18 protein-coding genes are annotated in these 16105 nt (G+C 54.6%); 6 read left to right on the top strand and 12 right to left on the bottom strand.

Annotated elements, in window-relative coordinates; all coding sequences use genetic code 11:
* Nucleotides 1-6: 6 nt before the first annotated feature.
* Genes rsxB through nth form a run of 6 tightly spaced genes read left to right on the top strand, consistent with a single transcriptional unit; the run spans nucleotide 7 to nucleotide 5565 of the window.
* Nucleotides 7-585, top strand: coding sequence for an electron transport complex subunit RsxB (gene rsxB / locus FFI95_RS05885; RefSeq protein ID WP_144821516.1), 579 nt, complete (start codon nucleotides 7-9; stop codon nucleotides 583-585).
* On the top strand, nucleotides 585-2402 hold the full coding sequence (rsxC, locus tag FFI95_RS05880; protein ID WP_144821515.1) for an electron transport complex subunit RsxC: 1818 nt from the start codon (nucleotides 585-587) through the stop codon (nucleotides 2400-2402). Before rsxB ends, rsxC begins: the two co-directional genes overlap by 1 nt.
* Before the next feature lie 22 nt (nucleotides 2403-2424).
* Nucleotides 2425-3477: an electron transport complex subunit RsxD gene (gene rsxD, locus FFI95_RS05875; RefSeq protein ID WP_144821514.1), complete on the top strand. Its 1053-nt coding sequence runs from the start codon at nucleotides 2425-2427 to the stop codon at nucleotides 3475-3477.
* Nucleotides 3478-3480: 3 nt separating this feature from the next.
* On the top strand, nucleotides 3481-4182 hold the full coding sequence (rsxG, locus tag FFI95_RS05870) for an electron transport complex subunit RsxG (RefSeq protein WP_144821513.1): 702 nt from the start codon (nucleotides 3481-3483) through the stop codon (nucleotides 4180-4182).
* A gap of 2 nt (nucleotides 4183-4184) precedes the next feature.
* Nucleotides 4185-4898: an electron transport complex subunit E gene (locus tag FFI95_RS05865; protein ID WP_144821512.1), complete on the top strand. Its 714-nt coding sequence runs from the start codon at nucleotides 4185-4187 to the stop codon at nucleotides 4896-4898.
* Nucleotides 4899-4926: 28 nt separating this feature from the next.
* Nucleotides 4927-5565 (top strand): endonuclease III, encoded by a 639-nt coding sequence (gene nth / locus FFI95_RS05860; RefSeq protein WP_144821511.1) that lies wholly within the window; start codon nucleotides 4927-4929, stop codon nucleotides 5563-5565.
* Nucleotides 5566-5651: 86 nt separating this feature from the next.
* Here the strand turns inward: nth and FFI95_RS05855 are convergent, their stop codons facing one another.
* From FFI95_RS05855 to kdsA, 12 genes are all read right to left on the bottom strand, one after another.
* On the bottom strand, nucleotides 5652-6224 hold the full coding sequence (locus FFI95_RS05855) for a chalcone isomerase family protein (RefSeq protein WP_144821510.1): 573 nt from the start codon (nucleotides 6222-6224) through the stop codon (nucleotides 5652-5654).
* A gap of 191 nt (nucleotides 6225-6415) precedes the next feature.
* A complete protein-coding gene (gene rpoS, locus FFI95_RS05850; RefSeq protein ID WP_144821509.1) occupies nucleotides 6416-7408 on the bottom strand; it encodes an RNA polymerase sigma factor RpoS in 993 nt (330 codons plus the stop codon).
* 155 nt (nucleotides 7409-7563) lie between these two features.
* A complete protein-coding gene (locus FFI95_RS05845; RefSeq protein ID WP_144821508.1) occupies nucleotides 7564-8385 on the bottom strand; it encodes a peptidoglycan DD-metalloendopeptidase family protein in 822 nt (273 codons plus the stop codon).
* A gap of 146 nt (nucleotides 8386-8531) precedes the next feature.
* A complete protein-coding gene (locus FFI95_RS05840) occupies nucleotides 8532-9419 on the bottom strand; it encodes a DUF368 domain-containing protein (RefSeq protein ID WP_144821507.1) in 888 nt (295 codons plus the stop codon).
* An 80-nt stretch (nucleotides 9420-9499) separates the two neighbouring features.
* Nucleotides 9500-10129, bottom strand: a complete 630-nt coding sequence (locus FFI95_RS05835) for a protein-L-isoaspartate(D-aspartate) O-methyltransferase (RefSeq protein ID WP_425463054.1) — start codon at nucleotides 10127-10129, stop codon at nucleotides 9500-9502.
* Nucleotides 10130-10152: 23 nt separating this feature from the next.
* A complete protein-coding gene (gene surE, locus FFI95_RS05830) occupies nucleotides 10153-10923 on the bottom strand; it encodes a 5'/3'-nucleotidase SurE (protein ID WP_144821505.1) in 771 nt (256 codons plus the stop codon).
* 47 nt (nucleotides 10924-10970) lie between these two features.
* The gene (gene truD, locus FFI95_RS05825; RefSeq protein ID WP_144821504.1) at nucleotides 10971-12056 is read right to left on the bottom strand and encodes a tRNA pseudouridine(13) synthase TruD; all 1086 of its coding nucleotides are present in this window, start codon (nucleotides 12054-12056) and stop codon (nucleotides 10971-10973) included.
* The gene (ispF, locus tag FFI95_RS05820) at nucleotides 12053-12532 is read right to left on the bottom strand and encodes a 2-C-methyl-D-erythritol 2,4-cyclodiphosphate synthase (protein ID WP_144821503.1); all 480 of its coding nucleotides are present in this window, start codon (nucleotides 12530-12532) and stop codon (nucleotides 12053-12055) included. The genes truD and ispF overlap by 4 nt, the downstream gene beginning before the upstream one ends.
* 16 nt (nucleotides 12533-12548) lie before the next feature.
* A complete protein-coding gene (gene ispD, locus FFI95_RS05815; RefSeq protein WP_144821502.1) occupies nucleotides 12549-13250 on the bottom strand; it encodes a 2-C-methyl-D-erythritol 4-phosphate cytidylyltransferase in 702 nt (233 codons plus the stop codon).
* 152 nt (nucleotides 13251-13402) lie between these two features.
* Complete coding sequence (locus tag FFI95_RS05810; protein ID WP_144821501.1) at nucleotides 13403-13675, bottom strand: septum formation initiator family protein; 273 nt, start codon at nucleotides 13673-13675, stop codon at nucleotides 13403-13405.
* Between the two features lie 88 nt (nucleotides 13676-13763).
* Nucleotides 13764-15059, bottom strand: a complete 1296-nt coding sequence (eno, locus tag FFI95_RS05805) for a phosphopyruvate hydratase (RefSeq protein ID WP_144821500.1) — start codon at nucleotides 15057-15059, stop codon at nucleotides 13764-13766.
* 200 nt (nucleotides 15060-15259) lie between these two features.
* Nucleotides 15260-16105 (bottom strand): 3-deoxy-8-phosphooctulonate synthase, encoded by an 846-nt coding sequence (gene kdsA, locus FFI95_RS05800; protein ID WP_144821499.1) that lies wholly within the window; start codon nucleotides 16103-16105, stop codon nucleotides 15260-15262.

Here is a 16105-nt window from a genome sequence, read left to right as displayed (position 1 = left end):
GTTTTTATGTGGACAGGCATCATTATTGCCGTTGTGGTTCTGCTCGGCCTCGCCCTGGTATTTGGCGCTTTACTGGGGTTTGCATCTGAACGATTCCGTGTTGAGGGTAATCCGCTGGTCGAGCAGGTAGATGCCTTACTGCCACAAACTCAGTGCGGCCAGTGCGGGTACCCCGGCTGTCGCCCTTATGCCGAGTCCATTGCCGATGGTGGCCCGATCAATAAATGCCCTCCCGGTGGTGAAACCACCATCAAGGCTCTGGCTGACCTTCTGGATATAGAGCCCCAGCCTCTGGACGCCGAACATGGCGTAGAACAGGCTAAACGGGTAGCCGTCATCAGGGAAGACGAGTGTATCGGATGCACGAAGTGTATCCAGGCCTGCCCGGTAGACGCCATTCTGGGTGCCGCAAAACACATGCATACCGTAATAGAGAGTGAATGCACGGGTTGTGACCTGTGTGTAGAGCCCTGCCCTGTTGACTGCATCGATATGGTTATCGTGGAGCCTGACATTCGTGACTGGACCTGGCCTCAGCCTGAACCCGTTTTGATCGCTACAGACCGCCAGGAGGTGCACCCCTGATGACTCAGCTTTGGGACTTTAAAGGTGGCATCCATCCTGTTGAACACAAACAGATTTCCACCAGCCGCCCCATAACAGCCGCCGGGATTCCGGAACAACTGGTACTGCCTTTGCAGCAGCATATAGGTGATCCGGCAGAGGCTGTGGTTGCGGTGGGCGACACGGTTCTCAAAGGCCAGTTGATTGCCGACAGCCGCCATGGTATGGGCGTACCTGTGCACGCCCCGACATCAGGCACGATTGAGCACATTGGCGATCACCCCGTGCCCCATCCTTCAGGCATGACCGATACCTGCATCACCCTCACGCCCGATGGCGCTGATCAGTGGGTGGAGCGCCAGCCTGTCAGCGACTATCGCAAGCTGGGGCGCGATGAGGTACTGAATATTATTCATCGGGCAGGCATATCCGGTATGGGAGGCGCCGGCTTCCCGACCGACATCAAACTGAAGCCTTCCCGGGACCGGAAGGTGGATACGCTGATTCTCAATGGCGCTGAGTGTGAGCCTTACATTACTGCCGATGACATGACCATGCGCGAGCGGGCGGATCACGTCATTGCCGGCCTGAAAGTAATGGCCTGGGTTCTGCGCCCGGAGCGCTGTGTCATTGGCATTGAGGACAACAAGCCAGAGGCTGCATCAGCTCTGAATAAAGCCATAGAGGGCACCCGGATTGAAATCGCTGTTATCCCGACCAAGTACCCTTCTGGCGGCGAAAAACAGCTGATCCAGATCCTTACCGGCAAGGAGGTTCCCAGCGGCGGCATTCCGGCAGATATCGGGGTGATGTGTCAGAATATAGGAACCGCTGTTGCTGTCTCGCGGGCGATCTTTGAAGGCACCCCGCTGATCGAACGCACAGTGACACTCACCGGCGAAGCCTTGACCACACCAGGCAACTTTGATGTCTTGCTGGGCACCCCGGTGGATTATCTTCTGGAACAGGCGGGGTTGCAGACAGACCGTCTCAGCCGCCTCGTGCTCGGTGGCCCTATGATGGGGCATACACTGACAACCACAACAGTCCCTGTCATCAAGACCAGTAATTGCATTATCGCCGCAACTGCCACCGAGTTACCCGAGCCGCCTCCCGAACAGCCCTGTATCCGTTGCGCACGATGCGCTGACGTCTGCCCCATGGGACTGTTGCCACAACAGTTGTTCTGGCACGCCAAAGCGGCTGAGTTTGAAAAAGCTGAGCACCTCAACCTGTTTGACTGCATTGAGTGCGGTGCATGCTCGTATGTATGCCCCAGCTCCATCCCGCTTGTACAGTATTACCGTTACGCCAAAGGCGAGATTCGCGTGCAGCAGGCAGAGCAGCTCAAGTCAGACCATGCTCGCGAGCGGTTTGAGGCCCGCCAGCAAAGACTTGAGCGTGAGCAAAAAGAAAAAGAACAGCGTCGCAAAGAGCGTGCACAAGCGGCCGCTGAAGCTCAGAAAAAGAAGACGACAGAAGCTGAAAAAGCCACAGCCAAGGGTGAAGCTAAAAATACCCGGGCCGCAAAAGCTGCCCTGGTAGAGCAGGCACTGGCGCGCAAGAAGAGCAACTCGGATAGTACCCGGACCGGGGCCGCTTCTGAACCGGAAAAAACCGACACTAAAGCCTTAGAGCAACAACTTGCCCAGGCACAGTCCAAACTGGAAAACATGCAGTCAATGCTTGATGACGCAAAAGCCCAGCAAGCAGACAACGTTAGCAAGCTGGAGCGAGCGGTTGCCAAGAACCGCGATCGAGTGAAGCGGGCGGAAAATGCTCTGGAAGAGGCTCGCAGCCCCAGGGCAGCTCAATCCGAATTCCAGTCCACCGAATAACTTCCGCACAGGCACGATTCTCATGGCGTTAGTTCAACAGTCTTCACCCCACACCCATAGTCCCCGGCCCACCTCCAGGGTGATGTTATGGGTCATATTGGCGGCCCTGCCCGGCTTACTGGCGCAGACTGTGTTTTTTGGCTGGGGAAATCTGATTAATGTGGTCTGGTGCGTTCTGATAGCACTGGTGTCCGAAGCAGCCCTGCTTGCACTGCGCAAAAAAACCGTGGCCTTTTTTCTCAGGGACAATACTGCCGCCGTGACCGGGCTGCTGCTGGGGCTGTCATTGCCGCAGTTTGCGCCCTGGTGGGTGTCAGCAATCGCCGTTATTTCTGCCATCGTTGTTGCCAAGCAACTCTATGGTGGTCTGGGGTCCAACCCCTTCAACCCGGCCATGGTCGGTTATGCCCTGGTGCTTATCTCTTTCCCGGTTGCCATGACTACCAATTGGGCAGAGCCAGCTCTGCTCTGGGCCGAAGCGCCCGGTTTTGGGGATACACTGAGTGCTATTGCCTCGGGTCAGCAAACAGTCATGGACGGGTGGACCATGGCAACTCCGCTGGACGAATACAAACATAAAATAGGCAGCCACACCTCTGTGGAAGTTCTTGCACACCCTGCCTTTGGTGAACGCATCGCAAAGGGTTGGGAATGGGTGAACGCGGCTTTCCTTGCAGGCGGTCTCGTATTGATTGCCCTGAAAATCATCACCTGGCACATCCCCACCGCGTTTTTGGCGGCACTGGTGATTATGAGTCTGGCATTTGGCAGTAATGCGGATCAGTACGCGCCACTGTCGCTCCACCTTCTGGCCGGAGGCACCATGCTCGGGGCCTTCTTTATAGCGACTGATCCGGTTTCAGCCGCCACCAGCCATCAGGGCAAGCTGATCTACGGTGCCGGTATCGGCGTGCTTATCTATCTGATCCGGAGTTGGGGTAACTATCCGGACGCCATTGCCTTCAGCGTTCTGCTGATGAACTTTGCCGTGCCTTTTATTGACCACTACACTCCACCACGCACCTATGGCCACCCCAAAGCCCGGCGTGGACACCCGGGCCGGAGCAGGAGCTGAATCATGTCAACGATGTTTCAATCTATCCGGCGCAGTGCCATCGGGTTGGGAATTTTTGCAGTTATTACCGGCGGCACTATCGCAGTAACCCAGGCCCTGACCAGCGACCGCATTAGCGAGCAGGCAGCCAGAGCTGAGGCCAAAGCGCTGTATGAAATCATCCCGGAAAGCGCTCACAATAACGACCTGCTGAAAGACACACTGGAACTTCCTGCCAGCGACCGACTGGCGACAGACGGCCCGGTGACAGTCTGGGTTGCGCGCCAGGACGGGCGGCCTGTCGGGATCATCATGCCAGCCATTGCCCCGGACGGCTATTCAGGAGACATTAAATTGCTCGTGGGCATCGCCCCTGAAGGAACGGTTCTCGGTGTACGGGTTATCGCCCATAAAGAAACACCGGGGCTTGGCGACCGGGTAGAAATACGCAAATCCGACTGGGTGAAGACCTTTGAAGGGCGCTCATTGGGCAACCCCAGGCCCAAGAGGTGGAATGTAAAGAAAAACGGGGGTGTTTTTGACCAGTTTACCGGCGCGACAATCACCCCTCGCGCCGTGATAAAAGCCGTACAGAAATCCTTGATCTATTTTCGAAAAAACCAAAGGATTATCCAGGCTCGAATGAACAAGACACCGTCCAGACAAGGCCCTGACGTTACCCCCGCAGATCTGACGGACGACCCTCTGAACGTGGAGCAATCCTGATTATGGCCACAAAAACATCCCGCGAAATCATTCGTGACGGACTCTGGGACAACAACCCCGCACTGGTTCAGGTGCTGGGGTTGTGTCCTCTTCTGGCAGTTACCAGCACGGTCGTAAATGCCGTGGGCCTGGGGCTGGCAACATTACTGGTGTTGATGGGCTCTAACCTGGCGGTTTCCCTGATCCGTAACTTTGTCGGTGAATCTGTACGCCTGCCCGCTTTTGTTATGATTATTGCCTCCTTTGTCACCTGCGCAGAGTTGCTGATGCAGGCGTACACCTACGAGCTGTACCAGATTCTTGGTATTTTTATCCCTCTTATTGTTACCAACTGCGCCATTCTCGGCCGGGCAGATGCCTTCGCATCCCGCAATGCTCCCGGCCCCGCCCTGCTCGATGGCGCCATGATGGGAGCAGGCTTTTTGATCGTGCTCGTTATTCTGGGTGGTATGCGCGAACTGATTGGTCAGGGCACGCTGTTTGCAGATATGCACCTGCTTCTGGGGCCCATGGCCGAGAACTGGGTTATCCGGCCTTTTGCCAACTACCCCGAGATGCTGTTTATGGTATTACCCCCCGGAGCCTTTGTGGGCCTTGGGTTGCTGATTGCCCTTAAAAACAGCATCGACAATCAACTCAAAAAACGTCAGGAGGCAGCCCAGCCAGCTGTAACGCCCGGCAGCAAGCGTGTCCGTGTAACCGGGAATGTCTCATAACCTGCAACCACCGTCGCTATGAAATATTATGAACAAAGCCAAACGTACTGAAATTTTCTCTCGCCTGAGAGAAGCCAACCCGAACCCGACAACAGAGCTGAATTACAGCAACCCGTTTGAACTACTGATCGCCGTTATCCTGTCAGCTCAGGCAACGGACGTGGGGGTGAACAAAGCAACCGCAAAACTCTTCCCCGTTGCCAATACTCCAGAATCGATACTGGCGCTGGGGGTGGAAGGACTGAAGAACTACATCAAGACCATTGGCCTGTTCAACAGCAAAGCGGAAAATGTGATTAAAACCTGTCGCATGCTGATTGAGAAACACAATGGTGAGGTTCCGGATAACCGGAAGGATCTTGAGGCCCTGCCCGGGGTCGGCCGTAAAACAGCGAACGTAGTACTTAACACCGCGTTTGGCAAACCGGCAATGGCCGTGGACACCCACATCTTCCGGGTCTCCAATCGCACCGGTATTGCCCCGGGGAAAAATGTTCTGGAAGTAGAGCAACGCCTGATGCGACTGGTGCCCAGAGAATTTCTTCAGGACGCCCACCACTGGCTTATCTTGCACGGACGCTATACTTGTGTGGCGCGCAAACCCAGATGCGGTGCCTGTATTATTGAGGACCTGTGTGAATTCAAAGAGAAAAACGATTATCAGTAATCAGTCAGGCCTGCGCTAAGGCCCCGGTTATCACGCAGACTGCCCCGGGCGTGATAACCGGTTGTGTTGACCGCGGGACAGAGCTGTTACTGTCCCAGCATGTCCTTTTTCAGGCTTTTCTGTGCGGGGTCATCAGAAAGCCAGATACCAAAAAGTGCTTTTTTGAATTCAAGGTCACCGACCGTGTCCTTCTCTTCACCGTTTTTCAGAACTTTTACGCCTTCACCGGGCAAATAGACAAGATCAAACACATCGCCTTCCTTGATCTCCTCTTTAAACACGGACATAAACTGATCAATGTCTGCCTGGACGGCAGACATATCGCCATCTGTGGAGGCTTCAAAGCCTTCCATGGTCGCGTCCGTCATACGCTCACTGGTGATCATCCCGGAGGTCACATGCAGAGTTATAGCCTGGGGCTCATCAGCGTCTACTACAGCATTACCGTTCTGCTGAGCTTCCGGTACGTAAAGACTGCCAATGTACAAATCCATAAAAAACTTGGAGCGGGTGCCTGCACCGTTTAACTGCAGATCTGTGTTACCGGCAGAGTAGCTTTCCGGAATATCGACCCCGCTGACAGTAAGTGCTGAGGCCGGAGATGCGAGTGTGGCCGCGAGTATCACGGATGCGACACTGGTCAGAAACGCCTTTTTCATAATCCCTTCCTTTTACGTCTTTATTGTGAGAGTTCAGTGGTCACCAGGTGCGTACGTCCGGGCCCGGCCTCCCCATTCTATCAACGATCTGAAGAACTCGGGCACCGCCTGGTTCTCATTTGCAGGGATACTAAAACACAAAACGCCGGTCATTCGATATGACCGGCGTTTTCGATGTTGCGTCAGAAAAGCTACTCGAAGAGCAGTTCTCCGGTGAGACCTTCCTTTTCAAGGATTTCGCGCAAACGCCGCAAAGCCTCTACCTGAATCTGGCGGACGCGCTCCCGGGTGAGGCCAATCTCTTTACCCACTTCTTCCAGAGTGCAGACAGGATAACCCCGTAATCCAAACCGGCGTGACAATACTTCTTGCTGCTTGGCGCTGAGCTGATCTATCCATTCCCCCAGACAGGCGCTCATATTACTTTCCTGCAGTACAGAAGCCGGATCTGCCGCTCCTTCATCAGCCACCGTATCCTGCAGGGATTTTTCACCATTATTTCCAATGGGCGTGTCCATGGAGGCAACGCGCTCATTGAGACCAAGAATCCGCTTCACATCACGAACCGGCCGGTCCACCATTTGCGCGATTTCTTCGGCCGTGGGCTCATGGTCCAGTTGCTGCGTCAGAACCCGGGCGGCCCGCAAATAAAGGTTCAGTTCTTTTACTACGTGGATGGGCAACCGGATGGTGCGGGTCTGATTCATGATTGCCCGCTCTATGGTCTGGCGTATCCACCAGGTGGCGTAAGTGGAGAAACGAAAGCCCCGCTCAGGGTCAAACTTTTCTACCGCACGGATAAGCCCCAGGTTTCCCTCTTCAATCAGATCCAGAAGTGTCAGGCCACGGTTAACATAACGCCGGGCTATTTTTACAACCAGTCTCAGGTTGCTTTCAATCATTCGCTTCCGCCCTGATTCCTCACCTTTCCGTGCGAGGCGCGCAAAATAGACCTCCTCCTCCGGGGTCAGAAGTGGCGAAAAGCCTATTTCATTGAGGTAAAGCTGGGTAGCATCCAATTGCCTGGAACTGGTGTAGTAACGTTTCTGGCCCGAAAATTTCCTGTCGTCAACAACAGTCTCCGGAGCTGTTGTATCGGTTTTTTTCTCTGCGAGTAACTGATCCTCAGAGCCATCAACATCCTTTATACGATCGACAATCATATCTTCTTGTTCTGCTGACATATCTTTGCCCTGCCTTTCATTCATCCTGGATATGTGCCCGACTCTCTTATTATTACGGGCCCGGGTTCTCTTTTTTGTTTTTCAGGACATCTTTACGCACCTGCTAAAACACTTGCCTCACGTTTTTATTCTTTTGAAAGACACTCTGTCAATTATTAGCGTGCTGGCAAGTAATGAGCCGGATCAACCGGTTTGCCATTTTTCCGGATCTCGAAATGCAGCATGGGTCTTTGAGCGCCACTGCTGCCAAGCTCAGCCACAACCTGCCCGGCTTTCACCGTTTCGCCTTCACTGACCAGAATCTTTCGATTATGGGCATAGGCGCTCAGGTAATGCTCATTATGGTTAATAATGATCAGGTTGCCGTAACCCAGCAAGCCGTTACCTGCATAGACTACGTTACCGTCTGCGGCTGCTCTTACAGAGTCTCCTGCTTTTCCGGAAATATCAACACCTTTGTTGACTTTACCCGACGCAGAATACCCTGCAATTACAGTGCCAGAGTGCGGCCAGCGCCAGGGGATACTGGCAACTGTCTGGGTGCGGGATGCCAGGGGAGCGGACGTATCCGGTTTGCTGGTAACCCTCGGCTTTTTGGGGCTCGCAGTTTGTCTTGTAGAAGCCCGGGCGGGTTGCGTTCGTGATGAAGAGCGGGAGGATGTGCTTGCATGTTGTGTCGTTGTTCCACGACTACTTCCGGAGCCTGTTTTACCCCGAAGATCCAGACGCAGGACCTGCCCCACCTGGATATTCCAGGGTGGACTTATACCGTTAGCCCTGCCCAGTTCCCGGTAATCCCGACCGTAGGACCAGGCGATGCCATACAGAGTCTCACCCTGACGAACAACATGCCGGCCCCAGTAGACCGGAGGGTTATAGATATCATCGCGATGAAGCGCCTGAGTATTACAGCCACTCAGGGTGCCTGTAAGCGCTACAATAAGAAGCAGAGAGAGGCAGGCTTTACATTTGCTCAAAGAAAACCCTGAAGTTTAAGAAGTAACTCGCTAATGTATCGCACATTTCCAAACCAAATCCAAGTTACCAGGCTGTTGTTTCTGTTACGCGCTATGGTTTCTGTTACAACCGGAAACAGCTGTATGCCTGCGAAAGTAACACCGGTTTACCGCCTGAATCCCCGGGCACCCAGCCACTCAATGCCAATAACCAGAGCCACACCCACAACTGACATGACCAAAGCCATGGCGACTTGCGGGTCCGAGCCGGTGATGCTGGCAAATGTCTCCGGAGTGACACTTACCTCATTCAAAGGTACCTGTTTTCCGGAACTGTTTATTCGCCAGCTCAGTGTTTCTTTCCATGGCCAGACTTTATTCAGTGCGCCAATCATGAAGCCGGTAAGCAATGCCAGTACAGAGTCATGGTAGTTATGGAATGCCCATGTAATCAGCCGTGCCACAGAAAGCAACCCCACCAGGCACCCAACCATAAACAAGAACAGGACTCCAAGGTCAAAAGACCGGATGGCCGCCAGAACCGGTGCATACATACCCAGGATAACCAGGATAAAACTTCCGGAAATGCCTGGCAGTATCATCGCGCAGATTGCAACGGCCCCAGCCGCGAAAAATGTCAGGCCCGAAGGGTTCACCTGCCCTGCTGACAGAGTCGTAATCCACCAGGCGATGGCAACACCAACAGCGAGAGGTATAAACAGTCCCGGTCGGTAATGAATGGCCTGGCGCCCCACATGCCAGACTGATGCAAGAATAAGTCCGAAGAAAAAACTCCAGACGAGAATCGGGTATTCAGTCAGTAAAAAACTGATTCCCGAGGCCAGGGCTGCAATACTTGAAAGGATTCCCGCTAACAAAGTAGCGAGGAAAGTCGCATCACAGGCGTGCCAGAAAGCTCTCAGGTTGCCCCTGAACAAGTCCTTGCGCAACGCGCCGGGAACCGCGTTGATCGCTTCCAGAAGGCGAAAGTAAATACCGGTTATAAGCGCAATAGTACCGCCGGATACACCAGGAACAATATCCGCGGCGCCCATCGCAACGCCCCTGAAAAAAATGGTAACGGGATGCTGTTGACGAGTGTGTGCGCCTGCCGGTGATTCCGGCTGTCGCCCACTCAACGGACAACTCCGCCCAGTAAGGGCACGAAATGAACAGGCTCAAGCTCGCGGCGCTCAAACTCGTTACCATGTCGCATCACTTCCACGAGGACCTGACGCTCTTCACCTACTGGCGCTACCAGCACACCACCATCGGCAAGCTGGTCCAGGAGTTCACCGGGCACATCCATCGGTGCTGCGGTCACGATAATGCCATCAAACGGACCGCGTTCCGGCCACCCCATGCCTCCATCTGCATGTTTGAGAAGCACATTCCGGATGTTGAGCTGACGCAACCGTTCCCGGGCCCGGTCCTGTAGAGGCTTGATCCGCTCCACGCTGTATATCTGCTCAAATAATTGCGACAGCACCGCTGTCTGATACCCCGAGCCTGTCCCTAACTCCAGCACACTGGCGGGCTCATGCCTGAGCAATAACTCCGTCATCCGGGCCACAATATACGGCTGAGACAGCGTCTGGCCGTGACCGATAGGCAATGAGGTGTCCTCATAAGCCCGGTGGGACAAAGCCTCATCCAGAAATATATGACGCGGCACCTGCCCCATAACCTCGAGCACGGCGTCTGACTCAATACCAGACTCCCTGAGGCGCTGCACCAGGCGCATACGCGTACGTCTGGATGTCATCCCGATACCTTGCAGAGGACTGCTCACACACCGCCTCCGTGAACATCCGGAAGTGAGTCTGCCCAGGTTCTGAGGGACACCAGGGCTTCATGACGAGTCATATCAATGTGAACCGGCGTCAGCGAAACATACCCTTGTGCGACAGCGTGAAAGTCAGTTCCCGGGCCCGCATCACCACCCTTACCCGCAGCACCAATCCAATAACGCTCTTTTCCTCTGGGACAGGTCATGGGTACCGCGCTTTCCGCCCGTTCGCGGTTACCGAGGCGGGTCACGCGAAAGCCCGCCAGCTCTTCCCAGGGCACATCCGGCACATTCACATTCAATATTGACCGTGGCCCCAGGCTCAGGGGGCGCTCACTTTCCAGGAGCATACGGACAACTCTGGCGGCTGTATCAAAATGATTCTGCCCTTCACTGACCAGAGAGACGGCAATCGCCGGCAGCCCCAGATGGCGACCTTCCGTTGCGGCCGCGACAGTGCCGGAGTAGATGATATCGTCTCCCAGGTTAGCGTGAGTGTTGATACCGGAAACTACCCGGTCAAACGATTCAGGAAACAGGCCATTAACAGCCAGGTGCACACAGTCGGTGGGCGTACCATCAATAGAGCGGAAACCACCCGGATGATCTTCTACCGTAAGGGGGCGGTTAAGCGTCAGTGCATTACTCGCTCCGCTGTGATCCCTGTCCGGGGCGACGACTTCAAGATCACCCAGGGTTTTGAGACCTTCATACAGGGCGATAAGCCCCGGCGAATGAACACCGTCATCATTTGACAACAAAATGCGCACAATAATCTCCCGACATTATCTGGCCACGCGATGGCTAAGCCGACTGTTCAGCCATGCGTCTGTGTATGGTGGCCGAGGCTCATGTCCTCAAGCTCAAAAATATCGCTCAAAACGGTGGTTGCGTACTGCCCCGGCTCGAGAAAAAAGTCCAGTTCAAGTACATTGTCCTCCAGCCAGAGCCAGTTCAGACTCTTCGGCGTGGCGACCAAAGGGCGGCGCTCCGGCTTCATGCGGGTTGTCTGAAACAATGCTGCCAGTTCCGGAGTGCGTGCCACAATATTGCGTTCCTGCTGCCCGACGTCACCACTGGCTGTGGTGCCTCCGTCGCCCCACAGGGGGCCGGTCGCAAACGTCTCTGGCTCTCCGGGAAGTGGTGTTTGCCAACTGCCCTGCATAACCCTGTCCGCCAGCACTTCATTAAATAGCCACGAGCGGGCTGCCGAAAAGTACAATACGTTTTTCCGGCTGCCTCTGCCACCACTTGCTCGTCCCCGGCCCTTTCCATGCCTCCTGCGACGATTCAGAGTTGAAGGGTCAATATGCACGGCCCGATCCAGATTGGCTCCTCCGAAACCAAAGCGTTGAGGCCCGAAGTAATTTGGAGCTCCATGGCTTTTCAGGCGCTCAAGTGCACCGTCAACGGCTTCCCGGCTGGCGCTCACCTGCCGCAGTCTGATGATGAAGTGATTTCCCTGATGCTCGCCACGACGGAGCTTTCGTGTGCTTCGGCAAAAGGCCGTCACCCGCCAGCGCTCCGAAACCTGTGCCATTAGCGCCGCATCATCCTCGAACATACCGGGCCGGTACAGACTGAACCACTGAGTGGTTACCGCATGCCGGTCCTTAAGACCACAGAAACCTACATCAAAAGACCGACAGCCCGCCAAAGCCGCAAGCTCACCCGCCACATACTCGGTATTATCTCCGGTCTTCTCCAGCCGCAAACACAAGTGCTCTCCATCACCATCAACAACGGCCTCACCCGACAAACCTGAAAGCGACTCCGGAAACCCTTCCAATGTTTCACTTACCCGAAAGTCTTCCGGCATGGTTTTTAAACAGGCCCTGGCTACCCGTGTGCCACCTGAAACCGGCCAATCCAGCCGCCACTTGTGCACGCTGGTATCAGTCACGAGTTGACTGACTCCAGCAGGCACACTGCCTGACACGCAATGCCCTCACCCCGGCCGGTAAACCCGAGTTTTTCACTGGTGGTTGCCTTAACACTCACACAGCCCGCCGGGATTCCCAGATCCTGCGCAATGTTCAGCCGCATGGCTTCAATGTGAGGGGCCATTTTAGGTACTTGTGCAATCAGGGTTGTGTCCACGTTAACAACACCAAAGCCCTCATCCGCCACTCGCGCCATAACCTGACGTAACAGCGCCCGGCTATCGGCCCCTGCCCACTCGGCACTGGTGTCCGGAAACAACTTACCGATATCCCCCAGAGCTACGGCACCCAAAAGTGCATCGGCTAATGCATGCAGGAGGACATCACCATCAGAGTGGGCTACCAGGCCCTGGTTATGAGGTATGGAGACACCGCCAAGAATCACCGCATCCCCTTCACCAAAGGCGTGGACATCAAAGCCCTGACCTATTCGCATAAAAACTCCAGTCAACTCAGAGCCGGCCAAGAATAAAGCCGGCAAGATCCAGGTCAGCGGGTACGGTAATCTTTATATTATCCGGCCGGCCTTCCACAAGAACCGGCATGTTACCGGAAAACTCCATAGCCGAGGACTCATCCGTAACCGGCAACCCCTCTTTCAGGACCACTTCCAGGGCTTTAACCAACAGGGAATACCGAAACATCTGAGGTGTGAGTGCCCGCCATAACTGACTGCGATCCACAGTTTCCGACACCTTCGCCTCAGGCCCGGGAAGCGCCTTTTTAAGCGTATCCGCAACCGGGGCTGCCAGCAGCCCGCCCACGGAGTGATCAGACAGCGTTGAAACGAGGTTGGCCAGATCTTCGGAATGAACACAAGGACGAGCGGCATCATGAACCAGCACCCAATCATCGGCTGCCACCTGCCCGTTCAGTGCATAGAGCGCCGAAAGCACAGAGTCCACCCGCTCCGTACCGCCGCTGCAGGTCTGAATACGATCATCATTGCTGGCGTCAGACTCCGGCCACCACTGATCGGCAGCATTCAACGGAACCATGCAACCGGCAAAAAGACCGGAACCCATCAGGCGCGACAGCGTGATGTCCAGAATAAAGCGATTGTTAATACGGAGGTATTGCTTGGGATATTCTGCTTTCATGCGCTGACCAATGCCTGCGGCGGGGACAATAAGCCAGTACTTGGGAGAGGTCATAGGGCATCTGCATATGGTCTGGGGAGCGGTGGCCAAGGCTTTAACGGGAATGTCGGTGGCCAGGGATGGCCACCGTCAAGCGCACATGGATGTGCTCGTAGCGTTTCCCGTTAAAGCCTTGGCCACCGCGTCGTACTCCAGATCAAAAAACATTACTGCTCAACAACAAGAAAAAAGGTTTCATCATCACGAATCAACCCCAGATTCATCCGGGCCCGCTCCTCGACGGCACCCTGCTCATTACGAAGGTTGCGCACCTCCGCGTACAGACGCTCATTACGAGCAGAAAGCCCGGCATTTTCCTCGCGCTGTTCAGCGATTGCCTCCTCCAGAGTCCACACTTGCGCAAAGCTGCCCTCCCCGACCCACAGGCGCACCTGGAGCAGGAGAATAAGAATGACCATGATAGCCCAGAGCAGCTTCATCAGTAATGTGTCCGTTCAGGAGTCAGCCAATTCATACGTTAACTTCAGCTTGGAGTATAGATACTGACACAGGTTAACGACAGTTTTTTTAGCCCTGCCCCTTAATTTCACTGAGGCCGCGATACAATGCCTTGCTGCCCAGCGCCTCTTCTATACGCAACAACTGGTTATACTTGGCAACACGGTCAGAGCGGCACAGGGAGCCGGTCTTGATCTGGCCTGCACAGGTAGCCACCGCAAGGTCTGCAATCGTCGTGTCCTCAGTCTCCCCGGAACGGTGCGAAATAACCGCGGTAAAACCAGCGTCCTGCGCCATCCTGATAGCATCCAGAGTTTCACTGAGACTGCCAATCTGATTAAACTTGATCAGAATGGAATTGCCAACACCGGTATCAATACCGCGCTTGAGAATCCGGGTATTGGTGACGAACAGATCATCCCCGACCAACTGAACCTTGTTACCGACCTTATCAGTCAGAACTTTCCAGCCATCCCAGTCACTCTCATCCATTCCATCTTCAATAGAAACAATCGGATAGCGCTCAGCCAGGCCAGCCAGATAATCCGCAAAGCCTGCAGAATCAAAGCTCTTGTCTTCCCCGGCCAATACATACTGGCCCTCTTTATAAAACTCTGAGGCTGCGCAGTCCAACGCCAGCGTAATGTCTGTACCCAGACTGTAACCCGCTTTTTCAACCGCCTCTTTGATCACCGCCAGTGCGGCTTCGTTAGATGGCAGATCGGGTGCAAAGCCACCTTCATCGCCGACCGCTGTGTTCAGTCCCTGTGCCTGAAGCACTTTTTTCAGACTGTGGAAAATCTCGGCACCAATGCGCAGAGCTTCCGCAAAGCTCTTAGCGGCGACTGGCTGCACCATGAACTCCTGAATATCCACGTTGTTATCCGCGTGTTCGCCACCGTTCAGGATGTTCATCATCGGTACGGGCATACTGAACTTGCCGGACGTCTCGTTAAGGTCAGCGATATGCTCGTAAAGCGGCTTGCCCAGAGACTCTGCGGCCGCTTTTGCCGCTGCCAGCGACACCGCCAGAATGGCGTTTGCACCAAGATTGGCTTTGTTATCAGTGCCGTCCAGCTCAATCATGATGTTGTCCAGACCACGCTGGTCAGCAGCATCTTTTCCTTTCAGCGCATCACTGATTTTGCCGTTAATGGCCTCAACTGCCTTAAGCACGCCCTTGCCCAAATACCGGGAGGCATCGCCATCCCTCAGCTCCAGGGCTTCACGGGAACCCGTAGACGCACCAGACGGCGCACAGGCGCGGCCCAACGTACCGTCCTTCAGGATCACATCCGCTTCTACCGTGGGGTTACCACGAGAATCCAGAACTTCACGGGCTTTAATGGTGGCAATCTTGGTCATTCGAGTGATTCTCCAAATTTTCGATGTCTAAACGGTTGCAGTTTTAAAGTCAGATATAGAGCAGGTGGGGGATGGCTTTCCGAAACTGTGCGGAGCCAGGGATGGCGGAGCCCAAGCGTCACATGGATGTGCCGAAGGAGCGTGTTTCGGAAAGCCATCCCCCACCTGTTCGTACTCCCAAATAAAATAAATACCGCCAATCAGGCGGTATCGATAGGTTTAAAACTTTTCACGAGGTCATCAACTGCTTTCACCCGGTGCAAGAACGGCTCTAACTGGCTCAGGCGCAACGCACAAGGGCCATCACATTTGGCCTCATCCGGATTCGGGTGAGCCTCAAGGAACAGGCCGGCCAACCCCTGGGACATGCCAGCCAACGCAAGATCGGTTACCTGAGCACGGCGACCGCCAGCAGAGTCTGAACGACCACCGGGCATCTGCAGAGAGTGGGTTACATCAAACATCACAGGCACATTCATGGCCTTCATGATGCCAAAACCAAGCATATCGACCACAAGGTTGTTATAACCGAAACTGCTGCCCCGCTCGCACAATATCACCCGGTCATTCCCGGCTTCGGCACACTTGGTGACGATGTGCTTCATTTCCTGGGGTGCAAGAAACTGCGCTTTCTTGATATTAATGGCAGCACCGGTTCTGGCCATGGCAACGACCAGGTCAGTTTGCCGGCTTAAAAAGGCTGGTAATTGGATAATGTCACAAACCTCCGCCGCAGGCGCCGCTTGTTCAGGTTCGTGAATATCTGAAATGATCGGAACACCGTACTTGCTTTTGATATCGGCAAGTATCTGCAAGCCCTGATCGAGCCCCGGCCCCCGGAAGGAGTGAACCGAGGAACGATTAGCCTTGTCAAAGGACGCTTTGAATACGTAAGGAATGCCCAGCTTCTGGCACACCTCAACATAGCTCTCAGCAACCTCGAATGCCAGATCGCGGGACTCCAGCACATTCATGCCTCCGAACAGCACGAATGGCTTGTGATTGGCGATATCAATATCAGCAACTGTTACGGTGTTCTGAGCCAT

Source organism: Marinobacter piscis (assembly GCF_007671655.1).
In the GTDB taxonomy this organism is placed as follows: Bacteria; Pseudomonadota; Gammaproteobacteria; order Pseudomonadales; family Oleiphilaceae; genus Marinobacter; species Marinobacter piscensis.
Note: the sequence above shows the minus strand (reverse complement) of the source record. Positions and strands in the feature narration are given on the sequence as shown.